Annotated in this window: 13 protein-coding genes; 1 reads left to right on the top strand and 12 read right to left on the bottom strand. The window is 50.2% G+C overall.

The window, feature by feature from the left end; all coding sequences use genetic code 11:
• Nucleotides 1-147: 147 nt before the first annotated feature.
• From G8759_RS25065 to G8759_RS25035, 7 genes are all read right to left on the bottom strand, one after another.
• Entirely contained in the window at nucleotides 148-3,399 is a 3,252-nt protein-coding gene (locus G8759_RS25065; protein WP_167214324.1) for a histidine kinase dimerization/phosphoacceptor domain -containing protein, read from the bottom strand.
• Between the two features lie 71 nt (nucleotides 3,400-3,470).
• On the bottom strand, nucleotides 3,471-3,953 hold the full coding sequence (locus G8759_RS25060) for a YybH family protein (RefSeq protein WP_167214318.1): 483 nt from the start codon (nucleotides 3,951-3,953) through the stop codon (nucleotides 3,471-3,473).
• A gap of 47 nt (nucleotides 3,954-4,000) precedes the next feature.
• A complete protein-coding gene (locus G8759_RS25055; RefSeq protein ID WP_167214315.1) occupies nucleotides 4,001-8,662 on the bottom strand; it encodes a beta strand repeat-containing protein in 4,662 nt (1,553 codons plus the stop codon).
• A 103-nt stretch (nucleotides 8,663-8,765) separates the two neighbouring features.
• Complete coding sequence (locus G8759_RS25050; RefSeq protein WP_232073935.1) at nucleotides 8,766-9,305, bottom strand: nuclear transport factor 2 family protein; 540 nt, start codon at nucleotides 9,303-9,305, stop codon at nucleotides 8,766-8,768.
• 38 nt (nucleotides 9,306-9,343) lie between these two features.
• Nucleotides 9,344-9,838 (bottom strand): YybH family protein, encoded by a 495-nt coding sequence (locus G8759_RS25045; RefSeq protein WP_167214312.1) that lies wholly within the window; start codon nucleotides 9,836-9,838, stop codon nucleotides 9,344-9,346.
• Nucleotides 9,839-9,930: 92 nt separating this feature from the next.
• A complete protein-coding gene (locus G8759_RS36020) occupies nucleotides 9,931-10,227 on the bottom strand; it encodes a hypothetical protein (RefSeq protein WP_232073934.1) in 297 nt (98 codons plus the stop codon).
• Between the two features lie 105 nt (nucleotides 10,228-10,332).
• Nucleotides 10,333-11,070: a LytR/AlgR family response regulator transcription factor gene (locus G8759_RS25035; protein WP_167214309.1), complete on the bottom strand. Its 738-nt coding sequence runs from the start codon at nucleotides 11,068-11,070 to the stop codon at nucleotides 10,333-10,335.
• Nucleotides 11,071-11,441: 371 nt separating this feature from the next.
• Here G8759_RS25035 and G8759_RS25030 point away from each other — a divergent pair, with 371 nt between their 5' ends.
• Nucleotides 11,442-11,969 carry a hypothetical protein gene (locus tag G8759_RS25030; protein ID WP_167214306.1) on the top strand — a complete coding sequence of 176 codons (528 nt, stop codon included), beginning with the start codon at nucleotides 11,442-11,444 and terminating at the stop codon, nucleotides 11,967-11,969.
• A 284-nt stretch (nucleotides 11,970-12,253) separates the two neighbouring features.
• On the opposite strand, the gene G8759_RS25025 is transcribed toward G8759_RS25030, so the two are convergent.
• From G8759_RS25025 to G8759_RS25010, 5 genes are all read right to left on the bottom strand, one after another.
• The gene (locus G8759_RS25025; RefSeq protein ID WP_167214303.1) at nucleotides 12,254-13,528 is read right to left on the bottom strand and encodes a flavin-containing monooxygenase; all 1,275 of its coding nucleotides are present in this window, start codon (nucleotides 13,526-13,528) and stop codon (nucleotides 12,254-12,256) included.
• 185 nt (nucleotides 13,529-13,713) lie between these two features.
• Complete coding sequence (locus G8759_RS25020) at nucleotides 13,714-14,250, bottom strand: ester cyclase (protein ID WP_167214300.1); 537 nt, start codon at nucleotides 14,248-14,250, stop codon at nucleotides 13,714-13,716.
• A gap of 135 nt (nucleotides 14,251-14,385) precedes the next feature.
• Nucleotides 14,386-14,823, bottom strand: coding sequence for a hypothetical protein (locus tag G8759_RS25015; RefSeq protein ID WP_167214297.1), 438 nt, complete (start codon nucleotides 14,821-14,823; stop codon nucleotides 14,386-14,388).
• A 338-nt stretch (nucleotides 14,824-15,161) separates the two neighbouring features.
• Nucleotides 15,162-15,560, bottom strand: coding sequence for an LIC_13387 family protein (locus G8759_RS36570; protein WP_449448595.1), 399 nt, complete (start codon nucleotides 15,558-15,560; stop codon nucleotides 15,162-15,164).
• 357 nt (nucleotides 15,561-15,917) lie between these two features.
• On the bottom strand, nucleotides 15,918-19,370 hold the full coding sequence (locus G8759_RS25010; RefSeq protein WP_167214294.1) for an ABC transporter permease: 3,453 nt from the start codon (nucleotides 19,368-19,370) through the stop codon (nucleotides 15,918-15,920).
• Nucleotides 19,371-19,576: the final 206 nt, after the last annotated feature.

The raw sequence follows: 19,576 nt of genomic DNA, 5'->3' as shown, positions 1-19,576 counted from the left end.
TCGTGGTCGAAAACGACCAGAAGGAGGAGACGATACGGTACGGTAATCAACAGGTTCTCACATAACGAAAACGCCCCCTATCGAAAGCCGGAAATTAGTTGCTAGATAAGCAAACGGTCAACTACAGGGTTCTGATTTTGTCTAGATTTAGGTAATAACTGCCCGGTTGAAGTGGAGTTTGACCAACGTCCCATTCTGGTTTTCGTAGGTGAGCGTGCCTTCAAGCTGGCGGGTAAGCAGCTCCACTAACTGGGTGCCGAAGCCCGTTTCATTGACGGCTTCCACAGGCTGTTTACCGATACCATTGTCAGCTACCATCAACAGCAACGAATCGTCGCCCATCCGCGTCAGGCTGATGCGGATAAGGCCGTTGTCCTTACCGACAAATGCATATTTAAGCGAGTTAGTGATTAACTCATTCGTTAGTAATCCTATCGAAATCGCCGTGTCAATATCCAGTACTAGCTCGGGCATTGAACAATCGATGGTAATGCGGCCGGCGGCATCGAATGAATCGAGAATGCTTTCGCCCAGATTGTTAAAATAATCGCGCATTTCAATCGCCCCTAATTGCTTGCCCTGGTAGAGTTTCTGATGAATGATGCCCATACTCTGCACCCGGTTTTGACTGGCCTGTATGGCTTCCTGTACGTTGGGGTCAGTCACTTTAGCCGACTGCAAGGCGAGCAGTCCCGACACCACGGACAGATTATTCTTGACCCGGTGATGAATCTCTTTCAGCAGCAGTTCGTTCTGGGCGTTTTTCTGAGCAATCTCGTCGCGCTGTTGTTTAATGACAACGGCTTCCTGCAGGGCCAGTTCGCGGGCCTGTTCCCGCAGACGGATCGTCAATAAGTACCAAAAGCCGAGTAACAGCAGCAGCCCATAAGCCGCATAGGCCCAAAGGCTTTGCCACCAGGGTGGGCTGATGTGTAGACGGAGGGGCGCTAGATTGGTCCAAATTCCATCGCTATTGCGGGCTTTCAGGTGGAACAGGTACGTTCCCGGCTTCATCTGGGCAAAATCAACGGTGTTATTGGGGCCAATGCTTATCCATTTTGGCTCGTCATTCGGTCCGGTCAGGGAATAGGCATAGGCACGACTGCTGGTGTTGCGGTAATCCAGTAGCGCAAATTTTAGTTCTAGGGTGTTTTCCCGGTGCGACAAGGCCAGTACATTGGCTCGCCAGCGATCCTGGGGCATGGGCCGCATGGTTTGCGTTCCGTCGGTGTCGAAGCAGGAAACGCTCACCAACCGCAGCGGTGATGACGCTTTAGGAATGTGGTGGATGGTATCGGTTGGCCCAAACCGCCGTAAGTTGTTCTGGCAACCGAAATAAATCTCGCCGGTAGTCGCCAGCGCTGTAATGGGCGTCGAGTAAACCGAGTTGCCGACAAACTGCGGAAAGGTGGTTACGCGCTCCGTAAGGGGGTCGATACAGGATACCACCTGATGCTGGTTGAACCAGATTTTGCCGGTTCTGTCGAGGGTAGCGTGGGCAAAATAATCGTCCGTGAACCCGTTGGCTGCACCATATTTTTTGAATCGCCCCGTTTTGACCGACAGTTTCTGTAAGGGAGCCGCATACCCACTCGTTATCCATACATCACCCTGTTTATCAATCACGGGCGCAAAGGTGTAGTTGCTGGCCAGTCCATAGAGGTCGCCTTGCCGGAGTACAAACCGCTGCACGTGCCGGGTTCGTTTGTTTACCCGACTAAGGCCGTGAGCGGCTCCGCAGACCCACACGGTGTTCTGGGCATCGACCGCAATTTTCTGGAGCGTATTGGAGAGTAAACTATTGGCGTTGGTAGGGTCGTTTTTCCATTGTTCATAAGTACTCACCAGCCCCGTCTCGACGGATAAGCTACCCTTTGGAATGCGGAAAAGCCCTTTCCCCCAGGTTGAAATCCAGAGGTCGCCATCCCCGTCAATAACCGAAGCAATGGCATTTTGGATCGTATTACGCCCCGTCTTATCTAAACGGACGGGTGTGAGACGACTCGTTTTTTTGTCGTAAACGAATAAGCCAGCCTCCGCGCCTACAAGCAGGTAGCGATTGGAGCTGGTTCCGGCCGCACCTGACAGTGGGCTGGTGAAATAGGTGAGGGGTTGTTTCAAGACAATCATCATTTCATTCTGGACCGGATTATAGCGAATCAGACCCAGATCGGTACTGATCCAAAGGAAGCCTTCCGGGTCGGGCATGAGGGACTCCGTTACGGGTCGGGTCGAAACCCCACCGGCCGTGTTCTTAAATTTTGGCAATGGAATGTTGGGGTGGCGTTCCTGACGGGGGTCGAAAAAAAGCGGATTTTTGTCGCTTGCTCTCTCCAGCCAGATTAACCCCTGTCTATCTTCGTACAGCGTTACCAGTTCCTTGAGCTGTTCCCCATTGCTGATGGCTACGGGTGTGCATTGCTCCACGACGGTCCGGTCGGCTGAAATGCGGAAGATGTCGTTATCGCTGCAAAGCCAAAGCCGCCCCGCGCGATCTTCCAGAATCACGTTTGGAAACGGAATGGGTTTTCCGTCGGCCGTTCGCCTATCGAACCAATTGATTTGTCCTGTTTTAGGGTTAAAAACCCGCAGCCCGGTTTGGTCCGGAACACCCATCCAGATCAGGCCGCGACGATCTTGGCAGAGGCCGTTAATCACATTGAGACCATCGGTAGCGTTGATGACGGGCACCCCGGATTTAGTTACCGTCGGAAAGCACCGCCAACGGTTACGGGTTCGGTCAAACTGCTCGAACCCAGCCGTTGTGCAAACGTAAATATAGCCCGGCCTGGCGTGGCCCGGCCTGGATTGGGCCACCGATTCAACCAGAATAGGCGACAGCGGGTTGCCCTGTAATTGCCCTGGCTCGCCTGGTTTGGGCAAAAAACGGACAGTACGGCCCGTTTTGGGGTCAAACCGATTCATACCATAATCGCTGCCAATCCAGAGAAAACCGGATTCATCGCGTTGAAGAAACCGAAGCTTATCCGACGATAAACTGGTTTTGTTGGTGGGTAGGTGTCGAAAATGGGTCACGTTGCCCGTTCGCTGATTGTAGGCATTCAGGCCCCCGTCGCGGGTGGTTATCCAGAACGTGCCTCGCTCATCCTGAATCATATCCGCCACCCGCGCCGAGGAGAGGGAGTTCAAATCCGCTGGATCAAAGCGCACCGTTACGATCTCATGGCCGTCGTACCGGCTCAGGCCACTGCCGGTGACGAACCAGAGAAAATCGTCGCGGTCAGTAAAGAATCGATTGATGGTTAATTGATTTCGGTTGCGACCCAGCGTCTCTTTGGGGGGTTCGTCGAAGTAAAGCACCGTGGATTGTGCCTGTCCGCGTCCGCCGGACAGGCACAATAGCAGGAGGAGCCACCTAAAAACAACGTATTTACCCATCTTGGGACAACCGGAATGCTGTAGCTCACAAGATACGAAAATAGGTTTTCGGAGCCAGTGAAAGCGATCTGTCAAGGGACGGGTGGTGCATCGGCATTCCACATACCCATGATGGAGACCCATTTCCCGTCTGTATTGCGTTTGAGCAACTCGGTGTACCGGCCCTGATCGACCACGACTTTTCCATCGGGCGTTTTTACATCCATCTGGAATTGACCCGTTTCCCACCCCAGGTTCCCGTCACTACCCGTAGCAACCGTTTTGATGGATACATGGGTGGCCCCCGCGTCAATAGCCCCCTTCCAGTAGTTGAGAATGGCCTCCCGACCTGTAACGGCAGGCTCATTGGGCGGATACAACGTAGCCTCATCGGCATAGCAGTTCGCAGCCGCCACGGCATCTTTGGCATTGATCGCAGCGGCAAAGTCCCTGTTCATCTGGGACAGTTCTTCGGTAGTGGTAGGCTTTTCGTTGGCAGTGGTGTTGCAACCGGCGGCAAACAGGAGAAGGGCAGCAAAAGCGGCCAAGATTCGTATAGAAGATTTGGTCTTCATGATTAAATTGAGTTTAAACGGATAGTCCGGTGAACTACCCAATATCTTTAAAAGCCTAGTCTCACTTGTGCCCCGGTCTGGTAAGTCAACTTCCCACCCGCGCCGTAGCGTAGCGTTTTGACCTGGGCTATATAGCTGCCTGGCAGACTGACAGCATGGTTGAGCTGAACCACATCCGTAAGCACCGGCACTGCCCCGCACGACCAGACTGTTGGGTCGTCCCAACTTCCGGCTTTAACGGTGGTGATAGGCCCCTGACAGGCACTAATCGGATACTCATACGCGCCCATGTCGATACGGCCATCCACAATTCGGGGATTGCCACCAAGATCCACACTCGTTCCTAACGTAGCGGTAGTCGAGGCTGGGTTGCCCGCGTTGATGGCGGCTGACCCTGTAGACAGTTGCGTACCAGTTGTGCTAGCGAAGGGTGATACGTTGGTTGAAATAGTACCTGTGCCAGTGGTATTGCCCGATTGGCTGTCAACGCCCGGCTCATACAAACTGTACGATAAGCTTACCGTAGCTCCCGACGTATTAGCGAAAGGCACGGAACCATTGTTGTTGAAGACGATACAGTTCACCAATGTAGCAGTGGCATTGGTGCTGGTGGCACTATTGATGTGGATATTCGCCATGACCGACCCCTGTCCGACAGGGGCCGAGTTGCCCTGAAACGAGCAGTTGATCAGAACCGGCTTGGCCGTACCCGTGTAACTTCCGGCACCGTCGTCACTGCCATTGGTGCAGATAGCTCCACCCCGGATGGTGGCTGAGTTGTTCTGAAACGAACTACCTGTAATGATCGGACTGGCGGTGCCACCATAGGCATAGTTGTAGAGGGCACCACCGCCATCAGAAGTGGCATTTCCGCTCGACGCTACATTGTTAACGAACAGGCAATTCAGGATTTTGGGGCTTGATTTAGTGTTGTAATTAAGCTGGCCGCTGGCGCTCTGGGCGCGATTATAGATGGCTCCACCGCTGCCATTTTGCACGATATTGTTCTGAAAACGGCAATTCTCAAGAATCGGGCTGGCATCACCTCCGTTGGAAGCATAATTGTAGAGAGCCCCCCCACCGGTTAAGGCGTAATTGTTCATAAACCAGCAGTTGCGGATGGTTGGGCTACAGACTCCTCCGACCGCTTCATTGTACATGGCCCCACCAACGGCTTTTCCAGCCTGAGCGCCAGTGTTATTAGCGAGGGCAAAAGTTAATACAAAGCCATCGAGAACAGCCGTGTTGGTCAGGTTGTTGCCGTTGCGAAACAGATTGTAGGCACTGACATTGACGTTGTTGGCAATATCGGCGCTGAGGGTCGTACTGGAGGGAACCGTGACGCTGATGGCAGGGCGTTGGCTAAGCGAGGTTTCGTTGCCGACAAATCCGCCGTAGATCGCTACGTTGGGGCGCATCGTGAACGTACCGTCGCGGTCGTTGGTGGTGGTTGGTTTATACGTACCCGCGGCCACCCAGACCGAGCCAATGCCAACGCAGGTAGCCGCCTGATTAATAGCCGTTTGTAGCGATGTTCCGGCATAGGCATTGCTCCAGCTACTGCCATTCTGTGAACCCGCACCAGTCTGTGTTACGTATACAGGTGTACACGTAACGCTTACCACTACGCTGGTTACGGAAGAGCAGCCGCCAGTGGTGCCGGTTACCGAATACGTTCCGGCTGTATTTATCGAAATGGACGGCGTACTGGCCCCCGTGCTCCACTGATACGTAGTAGCTCCGGCCGGCGCTCCGGATGATGCCGTCAACGTAGTGCTCTGCCCTGTGGCGATGGTTAATGACGGATTAGCCGCAATGTTGACAACCAGTAACGTAGCGTTCAGGGTTGTGGATACAGAGACAGTTTTGCTGCAACCACTGGCGTTGTCCAACACCGAAAAATAAACGACCTGACTGCTACCTGGCGTCTTGTTGATGGGTGCGAACGTATTGGTGCTCTGGTTGTAGGTCCCCGCTATCTGGGTCAACGCCTGATCGGAATACCACGTAGTGCCAACCGTTAGCTGATTGTTGTTGCCGCCCAATTGGAGGGCTGGGATGAAAGAGGGGCTGCAACTGCTAACAGGCGCGGCAATTAGTTTATTATTTGTTACGTTGGGAATGGGATTACCTGGCGGATATTCCAGAATCCCGTTGTTCGTCAACGTACCTGTGTTGCTATGGAGTTGTGAGGTTCTAAGGGTAAACAGGCCCGAATTGGTGAAACTGCTCCCGTTGGCTAGATTATCGAACACCGTCAACGTAGCACAGGAACCATTGGCGAACGTACCCGTATTGAAAAGGCCATCCGTTCCAATGCTGGCCGACGTACCGATGGAAATCGTGGCATTGTTGGTGAAACTGGCCGTTAAGGTGCCACTATTGGTATTACTAATTCCCTCCTGCCCCGTCCGATCAATCTGAATAAATCCACCGGTATTGTTACTGAATTGTTGGTTGTTGAGAATGCCCGCCAGACCATTCTGGACGCTGGCTCCGATCTGGATCAGTCCCACATTCTGAAAATTGGCGGTTCCGGTTGTTCTGGACGCCAGCGGTTCTCCCTTTATACTGTTCAGAAGCCCAGGGCCGAGATAGCCATCTATGTATATTTTACCGCCCGACTGATTGCTGAATTTATCAAGGTTCCAGATACCACTGCCTGGCTGCCCAGTCGTTTCCTGAAAGGCAAGCCGGATAGTTCCGTTATTGGCAAAGACCGCGCTGGAGCTTGTCGGAATACCATTATAAATACCAAAGTTGGTCCCATCAACCCGAATCAAGCCCGTAGCTGTGTTCGTAAAGGACGCTTCATTATTGATGCCAAATGAATACGTGGTTGATACCGCGCGGCCAATGACTAAGGTTCCACTGTTGGCAAACGTCGTCATACCCGCCGATGAAGTAGCATTAGCAAGCGCATCAGAGGAAGTCCCGGAAATATGGAGATCAACGAGCCCCGTTACGGCATTCGTAAACGATCCGCCGGCATAGTTTAGAATGCAAATGTTGCTGACCGTTGGCGTAGCGCCAATGATCAGGGTAGCCGAGTTGCTGAACACCCCCCCATTGTTTGATAAGCCAGTCAGTACCTGATCAATGCGAATAATCCCCCCTGCATCGTTTACGAACTGACCATTTATACTCGTAACACTCGTGACCTTAGAATTGTCGATGCCGGTCGTTAGGGTCGTCGTCCCACCCAGCGTGATCTGAGCCGTATTGGTCAATGAATTAAAGTTTCGAATACCCGTACTTCCCCCGTCAATACGGATATCGCCCCCGGCCGAATTGCTAGACGGCGCCAAATTGCTAATCCCCACCGGAGCTGTTTGCCCATTCAAACTGGCAGGGAGGGGGGCAATGGAGCCAATCTTGATTTGGCCTGTATTCTGGAATACACCTGTTTCGTGTAAAATTCCGTAGAAAGCGCCCCGATCAAGAATAAGCACACCCGTTGCAGTGTTGGTCAGGGTTCCCTTATTGCGAAGACAATTATTGAAATAACCGGCGACAGTAGTCCCGTTTCCGGCAATGGTACCAATGACAACCGAACCCGAATTGATCATCGTGGAGGAGGTCGCCCCTGTTAAAATGCCCGTCTCGGCTCGGTCGATCCGAATGTCGCCCCCTGCATTATTGAGAAAGCGACCCGACCCCAGAACACCGATTCCCGATGAAGCTAACCCCGCAACTGCCCCAATAACAATCGTACCCGAGTTGGTTACGGTGGCTGTCCCACTCAGAACGATTCCGGAGCTACCCCGATCGACCCGAATTTCGCCCCCTGCCGTATTGGTGAATGTTCCCTGTGTTTCGATACCATTCGTACCAACCGATGCGGTATTACCTACTACGAGCTTTCCCGAATTGGTCATCGTGGCACTGGCGACATTGGATATACCGAGCGTACTGGATCGGTCCGCGCGAATTTCACCCCCTGTATTATTCGTGAATGTACCCGAATTAAAAATACCAGCATTCCCACTCGTGGTCGATGCGCCCATGGTGATGGTCGCCGAGTTGATGAAGCTCGAATTCACATCATTCTGAATGCTGTTGACGCCCGACTGCTCAACCTGAATGATGCCCCCTGCCGCATTGGTAAACATGGCCGTGATCCCCGCGAGCTGAGTCCGGTTTCGGATGCCCTGCTGGGTAAGTGGCACTGCGGTTCCCATCCGAATTTGACCCGCGTTGGTAAAGGAAGAAGCATTACCAATGCCACCCGTAGCCCTGTCAATCTGAATCACTCCGCTACTGGCCTCGTTCGTGAACGTACCTGCATTCAGGATACCAAACCCTCCTAACGTAACGCCTGAACTGCCGATAATCAACGTACCGGCCTGTCTAACTATACCACTATTATTCAGCCCATCGTTCGTAGCGCCATTGATAGTCAGTGTTCCCCCGCTGGTGATGCTCAGCGAAGCCCCACTGTTGACCACCACAGATTTGGCTACCCCTGCCGTACTGAGAATAGGTTGTCTGGACGGGGCCGATGGAATGATCACATCATCGCTGGCGGTGGGCAAGTTGGCCGGGTTCCAGTTGCCAGCCGTGTTCCAGTCGGTACTGGTAGCGCCCGTCCAGGTTCGCTGAGCCTGAGCTGTCAATCCACCCAGTAAAACGAGACAAAACAGAATGATACATCCTACGGTAGTCGAAGAGCGGAGTGAGTATACGTCGGATGTGTAATAATAAACCATAAGTACAATTGAATTAGGTGGCTTGTCTCAGCATAGAGTCCTGCTACAGCTGCCAATTGCAGTGACTAAGGTCAGCGTCTTCGGACCTCGGCTATGGAACTCACTACTTTAGCACTACAGGTGCCGATGCAGACTCTTGGTAAAACGTCGCTTTCCACGCGCCATTGATTTTGGTGAAGAGCATCGTTCCGGAAACGTTTTCGTAGTGTAATTTCTGGCCGTTTTTGAGCGTAGCGTCCTGACTGTGGTTGAATGCGTAGAGAACCTGTGAGTCGGATAGTATCCGGATGGCTTCCTTTTTGGGCGTAAGTTTGAACGAAGCCATCTGGCTGAATCCATCTGCATTCAGTTTTTTAAGTGAGCCGTAGTCCCCAACGGTGCCATCTGGATTAATTGACAAAAAATCCGGTGAATCTTCGAAGAACGACATGCACGTCTCGATATCCAGTTTCTCAACGTTTTTAAAAAATTCTTTGGTGAGGGTGTCAATTTCCTTTTCATCTACCTGGACTGGTTGAGATGCCTGGACCGACGCGTCGGTCGTTTGGGTAGCCGTTTCTTTAGCGGGTGAATTGCAACCGGCGGCAAACAGGAACAAGGCCGTAAAAACGGCCAACATCTGGGATACTTGGTTGGTTTTCAATGGGCTATCTTTAAATAGGGTTGATTGGCTGTATTGACCTACTTAGCCGCAGGCAGAGGTAGATCGGAATTGGTTATGTCGCGGAAGGGTTTCCATTTACCAGCTTCCTTTTTCCAGAGGACGATGTACTTGTCCTTAATCACCTGAGTACCGTTTTTATCGAAAAGGCTTGCCTGGCCTTCCTCCGACACGAAATCGCCGGTTCCCCATACGTCGATAGTGGTAAACTCAGCTTTGGCGATTCCAAAACCGAGGACGTTGTGTATGGCCGTCTGAATATTTTTGCGGCCCACGATGGCTGGTGCATTTGAGAGCATCAGTTTGGCGTCTTCGGTATAAAAATTGGCCATACCCACCGAGTCGCCTTTGGCGATGAAGCCCGCGAACTCAATATTGGCGGTTTCGTTTTCTTTTTTGAGTGTGGCGTTATCGACCGTCACGGCACTTTCTTTGGCGGGCGAGTTGCAGCTAGCCGTGAATACAAGCGTAGCCGCAAGTGCAGCCAGCATCAGTGGTACCTGGTTGGTTTTCATTGGTGTAGTTTGATTGGTTTTGGGGATTTGGATTAACGGGAAAAACGGCTTCAGATGAACGTTAGAAGCCTGTATGAGGATCAAACGTCGGCTCACTCGCTAAGCGGTACGTGGGCGGTTTTGAACTGCATTCCCATCTCCTGAGAAGCCAACGCATAACTATACACGTTTCGGGTAGCGTTGACCGGGGCTTTGCCGTTCAGCATGAGCGTCATGTTCGGCGCCAGCCACAGGAAGCTAAAAATCGCTGGCGAACGAATAGTGGCAAACGGAAACGGCATGGTTAAGCCTAGTTTGGGTGTGGTCTTGAACGGAGCGGCCCTATCAGCCCGGCAGAGCGATTTGGCCGACAACGGATCGAAACTATCGCCAGCGTATTCCCCAACCAAGTTCGCCCGGACGAACGCATCCGTTTACTGTCCGAAGGGAGGGAATTACTTACCGAAGGAGGGAATGAGCAGCGTTCCGATTGATCAAGTAGCTGATCTTGACCCTCAAATAGTCTGGATTCGTTTCAGCAGTGCCTCGCGCAGGTTGTGGCTCAGAGGAATCGTTTTCCCCTTGATCCCGATATGCCCTTCGCCCACCTCATCAACCAGCGTCAGATTCACCAGATAGGATCGATGCACGCGTACAAAATAGGCCGCCGGGAGTTTGTCTTCCATCACCTTCAGGGTCGTTGTCAGCAGGTATTCTTTGTCTACGGTACAGAGGTGACAGTAGTTGCGGTCAGCTTCCACGTAGAGAATATCGGCGATGAAAATCTTGACGATCTTTTCGCGGTGCCGCACAAAAATCCGGTCACTGAGTACAAAGGGCGCATCGGGGGCAGGGTTGGCAGAGTTGGGCGACTCATCGGCCAGGCGGCTGATGGCCAGCTCGATAGCTCGTTGCAATTCAATTGCCCGGATAGGCTTGGAGATGAAGGCGTAGGGACGAGTTTTTTTTGCCCGGTTAAAGGTAGCTTCGTCGGTATTGGCCGTGACGTAAATAATCGGGATGTTCCACTGCTGGTGGATTGCGTGGGCTGTGTCGATACCGTCGAGTGCGCCTTTAAGACTGATATCGAGCAGAATCAGGTCAGGTCGGTTGGTTTCAGCATGTTGAATGGCTTCTTCGCCCCTAGGCATAATCCCACTCACCTCATAGCCAAGTTTAGTGAGTTGCAGGGCGATGGTGGCAGCAATGATCATGTCGTCCTCCACGACGAGCAACTTCAACGGGGTGTCCATTCTATTTGTTGATCACTCATCAAGAAATCAATACGCGCGTCCCGAAGGTTGAACTCGGTACCGCGTATCCTGGGTAGCGCAGGCCTTGTAATCAACACGGTAAATCCGCTACGAAGTAAACTCAAATTTTATAGTTATGAAAACCAATGACTTAATTAAGCGAAGCAATTCGGAAAAGAAGGATTTATGACATTCAGTAAATCTATCAAAAATACCCTGTATGCTACGGATGGCGTTGGACAGATATTAAAAAAATTTATGTCTCATAATTCGCTCCTAACTGAGACGAAGAAAGTCGAATGGATATGCTTCAAGAAATGGGCGTTAGGTTGATCACAACTAAAGCTTTTAGGCTATGAACCCCTCGCCCAATGCATTACACCGAGTTTATTATTGTCTGGACGCTGTCTGTCATAATTAGTCTCGCCTTCATGCTCTACCCTTTTTTTCAAAATAGGGCTTTGAAAAAAGCTACGAATCGCTTTAGCAAGCAACTCCAGCAAAATACGGCTCTGGGTGAAGAATTCGCTCTGTCGCTTTACAGACCCGTGGATAGGATGAACTTTAAAGCCGGACTAGAAATCAGCGAGTTGATGACTCACTTAAGCAGTTTACCTGGGCAAGTAGGCGGTTTTTTAATTTATTACAAGCAGTGGGTAGATTCGAACAATTACCTAGTCGTTACCACAGTGGATTATTTCCGACCTTACGAGACGGGGCATGAGTTTGTAACCAGGACTGGTCGGGGTGACCGAATAACCTACAATTTAAATTTTGTGATCCAGCTTGACACCGCCCAAAAGCAAGTCATTGTCCTGTCCGATTTGTACGATACACTGATTGACAAGAATTTACGAGCTGACTTTGCTCAGGCTGTCTTTACGCTACTTCGGGGATAAGTCGATCAAGAGTTGAACTATAGAAGCGGGTAATAGCCTGTTAAAAGGCAAAAACAGCTAGAACTTATTAATTCCCAGTCAGTAACCCCCTCTGGTTTTTCGGCAACTATCATTTTCAGATTAAACAGATTACCATTGAAAACGGGCGTTTAATTTGACGGGTTATTTTACTATTTGTCGATGACTATCCGTCGCATACGAGGATTTATTGCTGGATCAGCCCTTATGGAAGGAACGATCCAATCTTCTGAAGGGAAACGATAGAATTCTTTCGGGCGTGTTTTTTACTTACTGCCTTGGAAGCTGCTTTTTACAATCTGATCAACAATAAACTCCGCATCTTCTCTGATTCCTAGGATTATCGCCGATTTTCGTTTCCTTAACCAGGGGAGCCCGATAAAATAAAGTCCCTTGACTGCGCCAACTCCGTTTCGGTGCCTGGGTAACTTCTCCTCATTGAGCACGGGCAGTTTCAGATAGCTAAAATCGCCCCTAAACCCGGTCGTCCAGATGATTGAGGTAATTGTCTCCTTTACTAGATTCAGTTGAGTTAGATCAGACGCACAGGAGGCATCTTCATCCGGCAAATCATCCGAGTCAATCTCGGCAAGGGGAGACAACACCTTATTCGTTTGAATGTACTCATCGATGAGCTGTTTCACATGCCGAGAAAATTCGTCAGCATACCTAACGTTCTCAGCTGTATCGGGCTGAAAATAAATAGTATTTGCCTGGGCTCGGTCCGCTCGGCCCAGTATGACGGCTCCACTTCTGGCTAGGGACTGTAAGCTCGTGGTTTTCCCCCGCTCACCGGCTCCCGACACCTGCGGGTTTCTGACCTGTAACAAAGACGAGGAACTTATTTCGTCAGTAGGGGTATCATAAAACCCAATCTCAACCAACCAGTCGAAAATATCTTTGCCCCGGTAGCGTCTTGGAATCCGGCCAACCCGGGCCGTCGAGAGAAAAACATTCCGACCCGAACGCAGCAAATCCTGGGCGATCTGGGTTCCGGATTGGGCACTCCCTATCACCAGTACATTTCCGTCAGGAAGTTGATGAGCATTTTTGTATTCACTGGCGTGCAGTTGCACCACCGACTTGGGTAGGTGATGAGCAATATGAGGCAGTAGAATCCTATTCTGCCCACCCGAAGCGATAACAAGCTGCCGGCTGAAATAAGTTGTCTCTTTGCCCTCTGGAGAGACGGTAACCCGAAAAACAGCTCGTTTCTGGTCAGTATGCACGGCCACCACCGGACAGTATTCTTTGACCGGCAGATTTTTCTGTTGTACATAGGTCTCCAGCGCCAAAGCAAATTCAATTGCACCAGTAAAGGCCTCGGGGTTACCAAAATAGGGCTCCTGTTGGGGAAGCAGATTCAATTTGTTAGCCGAGTTCATCTTAAACGAATCCCAACGCTGGGAACGCCAGGATTCCCCGATTCGTCCCTGCTCAAAGACCAGATGGCTGACTCCAAGTTTGGTCAGATAATAGCTGACGCAAATCCCAGCATGCCCCGCGCCAACCACAATAACGTCCAATAGCGGCTTATTCATTGGCGAATCTAGTCAACGTTAACAGGGCTGGATAATGAACAGTCATTCCTTTGGCGCAAGTAGCTAAGATCACTATTTCTTTGAAGTTAAAAAAAGGGGCGTTTGACGAGACGGTCTTTAGGCTGGAGTTTCGTATACGCACTTATATAACAAGGGGATAATTTATTTTTTCATCATAAAAGCGTTTAAGGCTGTTCAGGTAGGCGCAGTCCGACTTGCTTAGCTATTGTGGCAAAAGGTTGAATGCCGTGATGCTCCAATACTTTCCCTTCTGAGCTCAACTTTAATATAGCCACATCATTGGTCTTAAAGGACTTACCTGTGGCTTTCTGGCCTAGGAAATCATTTTTCCAGGTACCACTCCATTCGCCATAAACTAGTACATCATCCCCTTCCGCTACGGCCATAAAATTGGTGCCCTTATAGTCGGGGAAAGCTTTCATCAATTGCAGTAAACCAGCTCGGGCGTTTTGAATCCCTTTTTTGGGAGCACTGCCTTCTCGACGGTCGATAAAATCGACGACCGTATTTTCGGCTCTGATGACTGAATCCACATTGCCTGACTCAAATCCGTGCATCCGAGCTAGCACAATCCGTTTGTTTCTTTCCTGCTTTGACTCTTGGGAGTTAGGATCGGTTGTAGTCTCGACCGAATTAGTCTTTTCCTGTTGACAAGCCAGTGCCAATCCTATGACAAAGGTAAAAAGTAGTGATCCTTTCATAAGTGCAACCTAATGGATGACATGCATCAGAGTTTTCAATAAGTGCCAATATGGTAGTCAATCTACAAAAATTTCAGATAGATTATCGCCAGCGGTAGGAGTTTCGCGAAAACGCTGGTTTGGGGAGTTGGTGTTTCAGGCTGGACTCGGTACCGCTACCATTAATCGCCATTTTCGCTGGTTCCAGAACCGGTGCCAGACGCCAGCTTCATCCGCCTTATAGAAGCCCGACTTGCGCTCAGGCTTACCGGGTGCAATGATTGTCCAGCAGTCCCCTTTCAGGAGCCCACTCAGCTTGTGGATCGTTCCCGCCTGGACATGGTGCGTTGTCCCCGGTAGGCGCTTGTGACTGGTCAGGGCTAACGTCCCGTCGCCTTTTGGCTCTGCTACTACCTCAATGTACCCCCCCGACAAAATGGTCGTGCGAAAAGACCATGGGTGATCATGAAACAGTTCGTCATTGGCCGCCGTAAAATGATGCAGCACCCGGCCATCGCCTAAGTGATATTTAGTGAAGGTTTTATTCATTCGCTCCAGGCGAATAATGTCTTTGGGGGTTGAATACGATTGCATAGATTTGGGTTGGCCTGAGCAGTAGCCGGCCGCTGCCGCTTTGTTGTCAACTGCAAAAATAGTAACGAAGTTAGTTGAGAGTTTATACCGTATTCGACTGTTAGCATTGGACAGATATTAAAAAGTAACCGTCTCCCTAAACGCTCGTGGCTGTTGCACAACCCCAACAATGCCTAAACCATAGCGATTTTCGAAACTTTTGACGTGTAAAACAGGCCATTTGGTAGTTCCTGACTGCCTGGCCTTATACTTTATTGGCTCCGTAACCCAGTAAATAGAGTTGTGCAACAGCCACGCTCCTACTGATAGATAAGCTAGACAGACTAGTCGATACTCAATTAATCGTTTACCAAGCTCAAAATGTAAGACGCTACGAAACAAATTAGGGCTATCGATACGCCTACCAAGGGTAGGGTAAACCAGTACCTTTGGGCTAACCAAACGTAAAAGCCAATCGCAAAGATTGTAGCAAGAAAAAAGAAAGGGTCGGACTGAACAGAGCTAAAGTAGCGAAGCGCTAAATAGAAATTAACCAAGCCAATAAACAATAGCCCACTACTGTGACTGGCATTAAACCCAATCCAGGCCTTCCACATGTTTATGGCTGGGTTTAGCATAGCCGAAGTGGCTTTCATCTGCTGAATCATCGGCTCATTTCTTGACGAAAAAGCAGTGGTAAAAAATGTCAAATACAGGTGAATACATCCTAATGTAATAATGATCAACGAGCCGGTCATCCAAAAGTATTTTGACAGCATAGGATTTAGGTTTTGACCAAAATAGGGATGAACAATTAGTATTTGACGGCTTGAGATCGAAACTTATTTGGTTGGCTTGTTGTCGAACCTATACGATTTAATTAATTTTATGTAGGTGCTTACTGAACTAACGGCATTTCATCCGGCTAATCAATTAGTAAGCCTATAGGCATAGTTTAGAGGTTGCTAATCTCAAATAACCCTCCTACGTGAGACACTGGTATTTCTCTGACTCAGGAATAGGGCATTTTTTGGAATAGACATAAACTCGTAAGCCCCTCTAGGCATTCACGCAGAGTTAATGCCTAGAGGGGTTAAACGACTCCAATTTCTCCTCTAGTCACTCCGTAAGCTTTTCACTGGATTCATTAACGCGGCTTTTATACTTTGGAAGCTTACCGTCAGTAAGGCAATCCCAACCGCCAGCAAGCCCGCCAGCGCAAAAATCCACCAGTCCAGCGTAACCTTATAGGCAAATTCGTTCAGCCAATGAGTCATCCCCCACCAGGCAATGGGAGAAGCTAATACCAAAGCGATCAGAATGAGTTTGAGAAAGTCTTTGGAAAGTAAGGCCACTACACTGCCCACCGATGCGCCCAATACTTTCCGTACACCAATCTCTTTGGTACGCTGTTCAGCGGTATAAGTCGCTAATCCGAATAAGCCTAAACAGGCAATGAAAATGGTCAGACTGGAGAACAGCGTTAACACCTGTTCTATTTTTTGCTCGGCTACATACACCTGCGCAAACCGATCATCTAAAAACGAATAACTAAACGGAGCAACGGGTGAAAAAGACGTCCATTGCTGCTTGAGGGAGGCCAAAAACTGCGGCAGATTATTTGCACGGGTCTTGAGAAGAATATTCCCTGAATTCCGACCCAAAAACATGACCACAGGCCCAATCTTCTGCCGCAGAGATTCGAAATGAAAGTCGCTGACAACCCCAACTACCCGGTAAATGGTATGAACCCCGTTATCATCCGTGTGGCCGATTATTTCTTGGCCAATGGGATGCTTCTGCCAGCCTAAGGCCTTGACCGCCGTTTCATTCAGAATAACACCGGAAGCATCGCTCGGGCTATTTTTTGAAAAATTACGTCCCTCTACGATACGCATTTCCAACGTAGGAATGTACTCGGGGTCAACGTAATAGAATCGACTCATGACACCTTGGTCCGGATTTTTCTTGGCCCGGACGGGGGTGTTATCCAGGTTTGTCCGGCCAACGGGGACCTGCCCAGAGATGCTTCCCATAACAACCTGAGGGGATTGAACGAGCTGGTCACGAAACACGCCTTCGTTAGTGCCCAACATATTCGTATCGTGAATCACCAGCACGTGTTCGTGGTTATAACCCAGTTTTTGCGCCTGCATGTACCGCAGTTGCCGATCGGCCGTTAGGGTGGCAATGATCATCGAAATGGTAATGAAAAATTGAAAGACCACCAAACCGCTTCTCAGGGTAAAGCTTCCACGTCTGGTTAAACTCGTGCCTTTCAAGACCAAAACCGGGGTAAAGGAAGCCAGGTAAAAAGCCGGGTAACTACCGGCTAACAGTCCTACCAGCCCTGTACTCGCTACTAAACCAGCGACCATGAGGGGTTGGGTCAATACCTGAAATGAAAGCGATTTGCCCGTTAGTTGATTAAAGAAGGGCAGCGCTAGACCGACCAACAGTAACCCAACCAGCAGCGCTATCATCGCTAGCAGGACCGATTCAAGTAGGAACTGTTGCTGCAATTGGCCCGTCACCGAACCCAGCACTTTCCGCACGCCAACCTCCCGCGAACGACGAACCGCTGTGGCCGTCGACAAGTTCATGAAGTTTACACAGGCGATCAGCAACATAAAGGCCGCAATAGCCGTCAGTACGTAGACGTACAGAATAGCCCCCCCAGCGCTTGACGCGTCCCTGGAATACAAATGAATGTCGGTGAGCGGTTGCAGAAACGCCCCGAAATTATCCCCCCGCTCGCGAAACTGTTTCGGCGTCAGTTTCAGAAATTTCTGGATATCACTCCCCATCTGTTTTTCCGCGAGTCTGGACAGTTTGGCCGCCAACTGGTTGTAATTGTAGTGCTCGGGCAGTAGCAGATAGGTTTGATAATCTATACTATAAAGCCATCCCGACCCATCTGTTTTTTCATCCCGGCCGACTAAGGTAGCCAGCATATCGAACTGAAAATGGGAGTTCGACGGCACATTTTGGACTACGCCCGTAATTCGGTAGGGTCTCTTGTCAGGACCAAACGACAAGATTTTTCCGACTGGATCTTGATTGCCGAAGTATTTGTGGGCCGTTTCTTCGGTCAATACCACTGTGTTGGGCTCGGTCAGCGCCCGCTTCGGATTCCCTTTCAGGAACGGGATGGTGAATACGTCGAAAAAAGAGGAGTCGGCAAGCATCAGATTATCCTGTCGGAATGAGGTTGTTCCGTAACTGACAAACTCACTCCACCCGCGGATGCGCGTTGCTTTTAGAACTTCGGGAAATTCCTGTTTCAGATCCCGGGCGGCATTCTGGCCTAAACTGGATCCGCCAATGTCCTTGCCGTTTAACTGGAGGTTAAGTCCGACCCGGACGATTTGATCCGCTTTCTCATTATAGCGGTCGTAGGCTAATTCGTCCTGCACATACAGCATGATCAGTATGCCCGTAGCCAGGCCGATTGCCAGACCAATCACATTGATGCTGGTTGAGACTTTTTGTCGCTTCAGATTGCGAAAGGCGATTTTGAGATAATTGCGGATCATGATCGTGCGTATTGAGCTATCAGTAGCCCTGGTTGGCGAGCTTCCCGAACGCAATACTAGCGGCTGTATCGGCGAGGGAGGTACCAATTCATGAATTGGTACCTCTTTTTTTAAGCTGTTTTTGTATTCGAAGGGGGTTTTGCCGGTCATCTCCTTGAAAACCCGGTTGAACGTCGTTTTAGAATTAAAGCCCGACTCATAGGCAATGCCCAACAGCGTGAGCCGATCGTAGGCTGGATCCCGCATTTTTCGCACAATTTCACGAACCCGACATTCATTAATAAAATCGCTGAAGTTCTTGTCTAGCCCTACGTTGATGATCCGCGACAACTCATGGGGATGCATCGCCAGTTTCAGCGCCAGCGTTGTCAATGTCAGTTCAGCATCCTCATACAGATGGTTTGCTGCCACCGCTTCCTTTAGCTTTCGGCCTTTTTGCCGGGCATCCGATCGATCAGCGATTGGCATGCCTAGTTTGACAGGGCTCTCCGATTTGAGGATCACCTCGACGGCCATGCCCATCAGGACAACAGCCATGGCCAAAAAGAACGACTCACTCACTAACGTTAACAAGCAGGACCAGCCCAGCAGGACCAGGGCTTTTTCCAGTCCGCGAAACGCAAAACGCGGCCTGTCCATCAGCACGGGTCGCAGTCGCCCATAGAACGCTTGTATGAGTCGGTGAGCGAAGTACAAATAGAGGGTGACCGACATGAAAACGAGCCAGACCGGCATCCAACATCCGACCAGCAGCGGACAAAAATGCAGCCAATCTTTGCGTTGAAACCGACAATCCGGACGAGTCAGGTGCTTGGTATAAAAAAACAACAGCGGCCCCAGGGTCGGTAAAAAAGCGGCTGAAAGTCCACTGGTTTTTACAACGATGACGCCAAGCGCTAAACTTAAAAACAGGTTAGCCCGCTGGCCAGGCCTGTTAGCGAATCCGACCAGTAGCGCGAGCGTCAGCCCTGAGAACAAAGTTCCCAGGGCGGCCAGATCGTAAAGGTTTCTATGAAAGAAATCGGGTCTCACGTGTTTACGAATTGCGAGGAGCAATGTTGTTGATTTTCTGGCTGACTAGTCTTTCTTAGAAAATCGTTTAGGGTAGTCTACTTGATCTTCTACAAATCATTTGTCAGGCTAATGTACGGGTCAACCTAGGCTTTATGGATACGATCTGCCTCAATTTTAGGGGTCATCTTGTCCACTTATGGACAGCAAATATCCAAAAATGGACT

Origin of the sequence: Spirosoma aureum (genome assembly GCF_011604685.1) — a bacterium.
Classification (GTDB): Bacteria; Bacteroidota; Bacteroidia; order Cytophagales; family Spirosomataceae; genus Spirosoma; species Spirosoma aureum.
This window is presented reverse-complemented; position numbering and strand designations above follow the sequence as displayed.

Coding starts and splice junctions, on each gene's coding strand:
- G8759_RS25065 (WP_167214324.1), bottom strand. CDS start 3,399: ATGGGTAAATACGTTGTTTTTAGGTGGCTCCTCCTGCTATTGTGCCTG.
- G8759_RS25060 (WP_167214318.1), bottom strand. CDS start 3,953: ATGAAGACCAAATCTTCTATACGAATCTTGGCCGCTTTTGCTGCCCTT.
- G8759_RS25055 (WP_167214315.1), bottom strand. CDS start 8,662: ATGGTTTATTATTACACATCCGACGTATACTCACTCCGCTCTTCGACT.
- G8759_RS25045 (WP_167214312.1), bottom strand. CDS start 9,838: ATGAAAACCAACCAGGTACCACTGATGCTGGCTGCACTTGCGGCTACG.
- G8759_RS25035 (WP_167214309.1), bottom strand. CDS start 11,070: ATGGACACCCCGTTGAAGTTGCTCGTCGTGGAGGACGACATGATCATT.
- G8759_RS25030 (WP_167214306.1), top strand. CDS start 11,442: ATGCATTACACCGAGTTTATTATTGTCTGGACGCTGTCTGTCATAATT.
- G8759_RS25025 (WP_167214303.1), bottom strand. CDS start 13,528: ATGAATAAGCCGCTATTGGACGTTATTGTGGTTGGCGCGGGGCATGCT.
- G8759_RS25020 (WP_167214300.1), bottom strand. CDS start 14,250: ATGAAAGGATCACTACTTTTTACCTTTGTCATAGGATTGGCACTGGCT.
- G8759_RS25015 (WP_167214297.1), bottom strand. CDS start 14,823: ATGCAATCGTATTCAACCCCCAAAGACATTATTCGCCTGGAGCGAATG.
- G8759_RS36570 (WP_449448595.1), bottom strand. CDS start 15,560: ATGACCGGCTCGTTGATCATTATTACATTAGGATGTATTCACCTGTAT.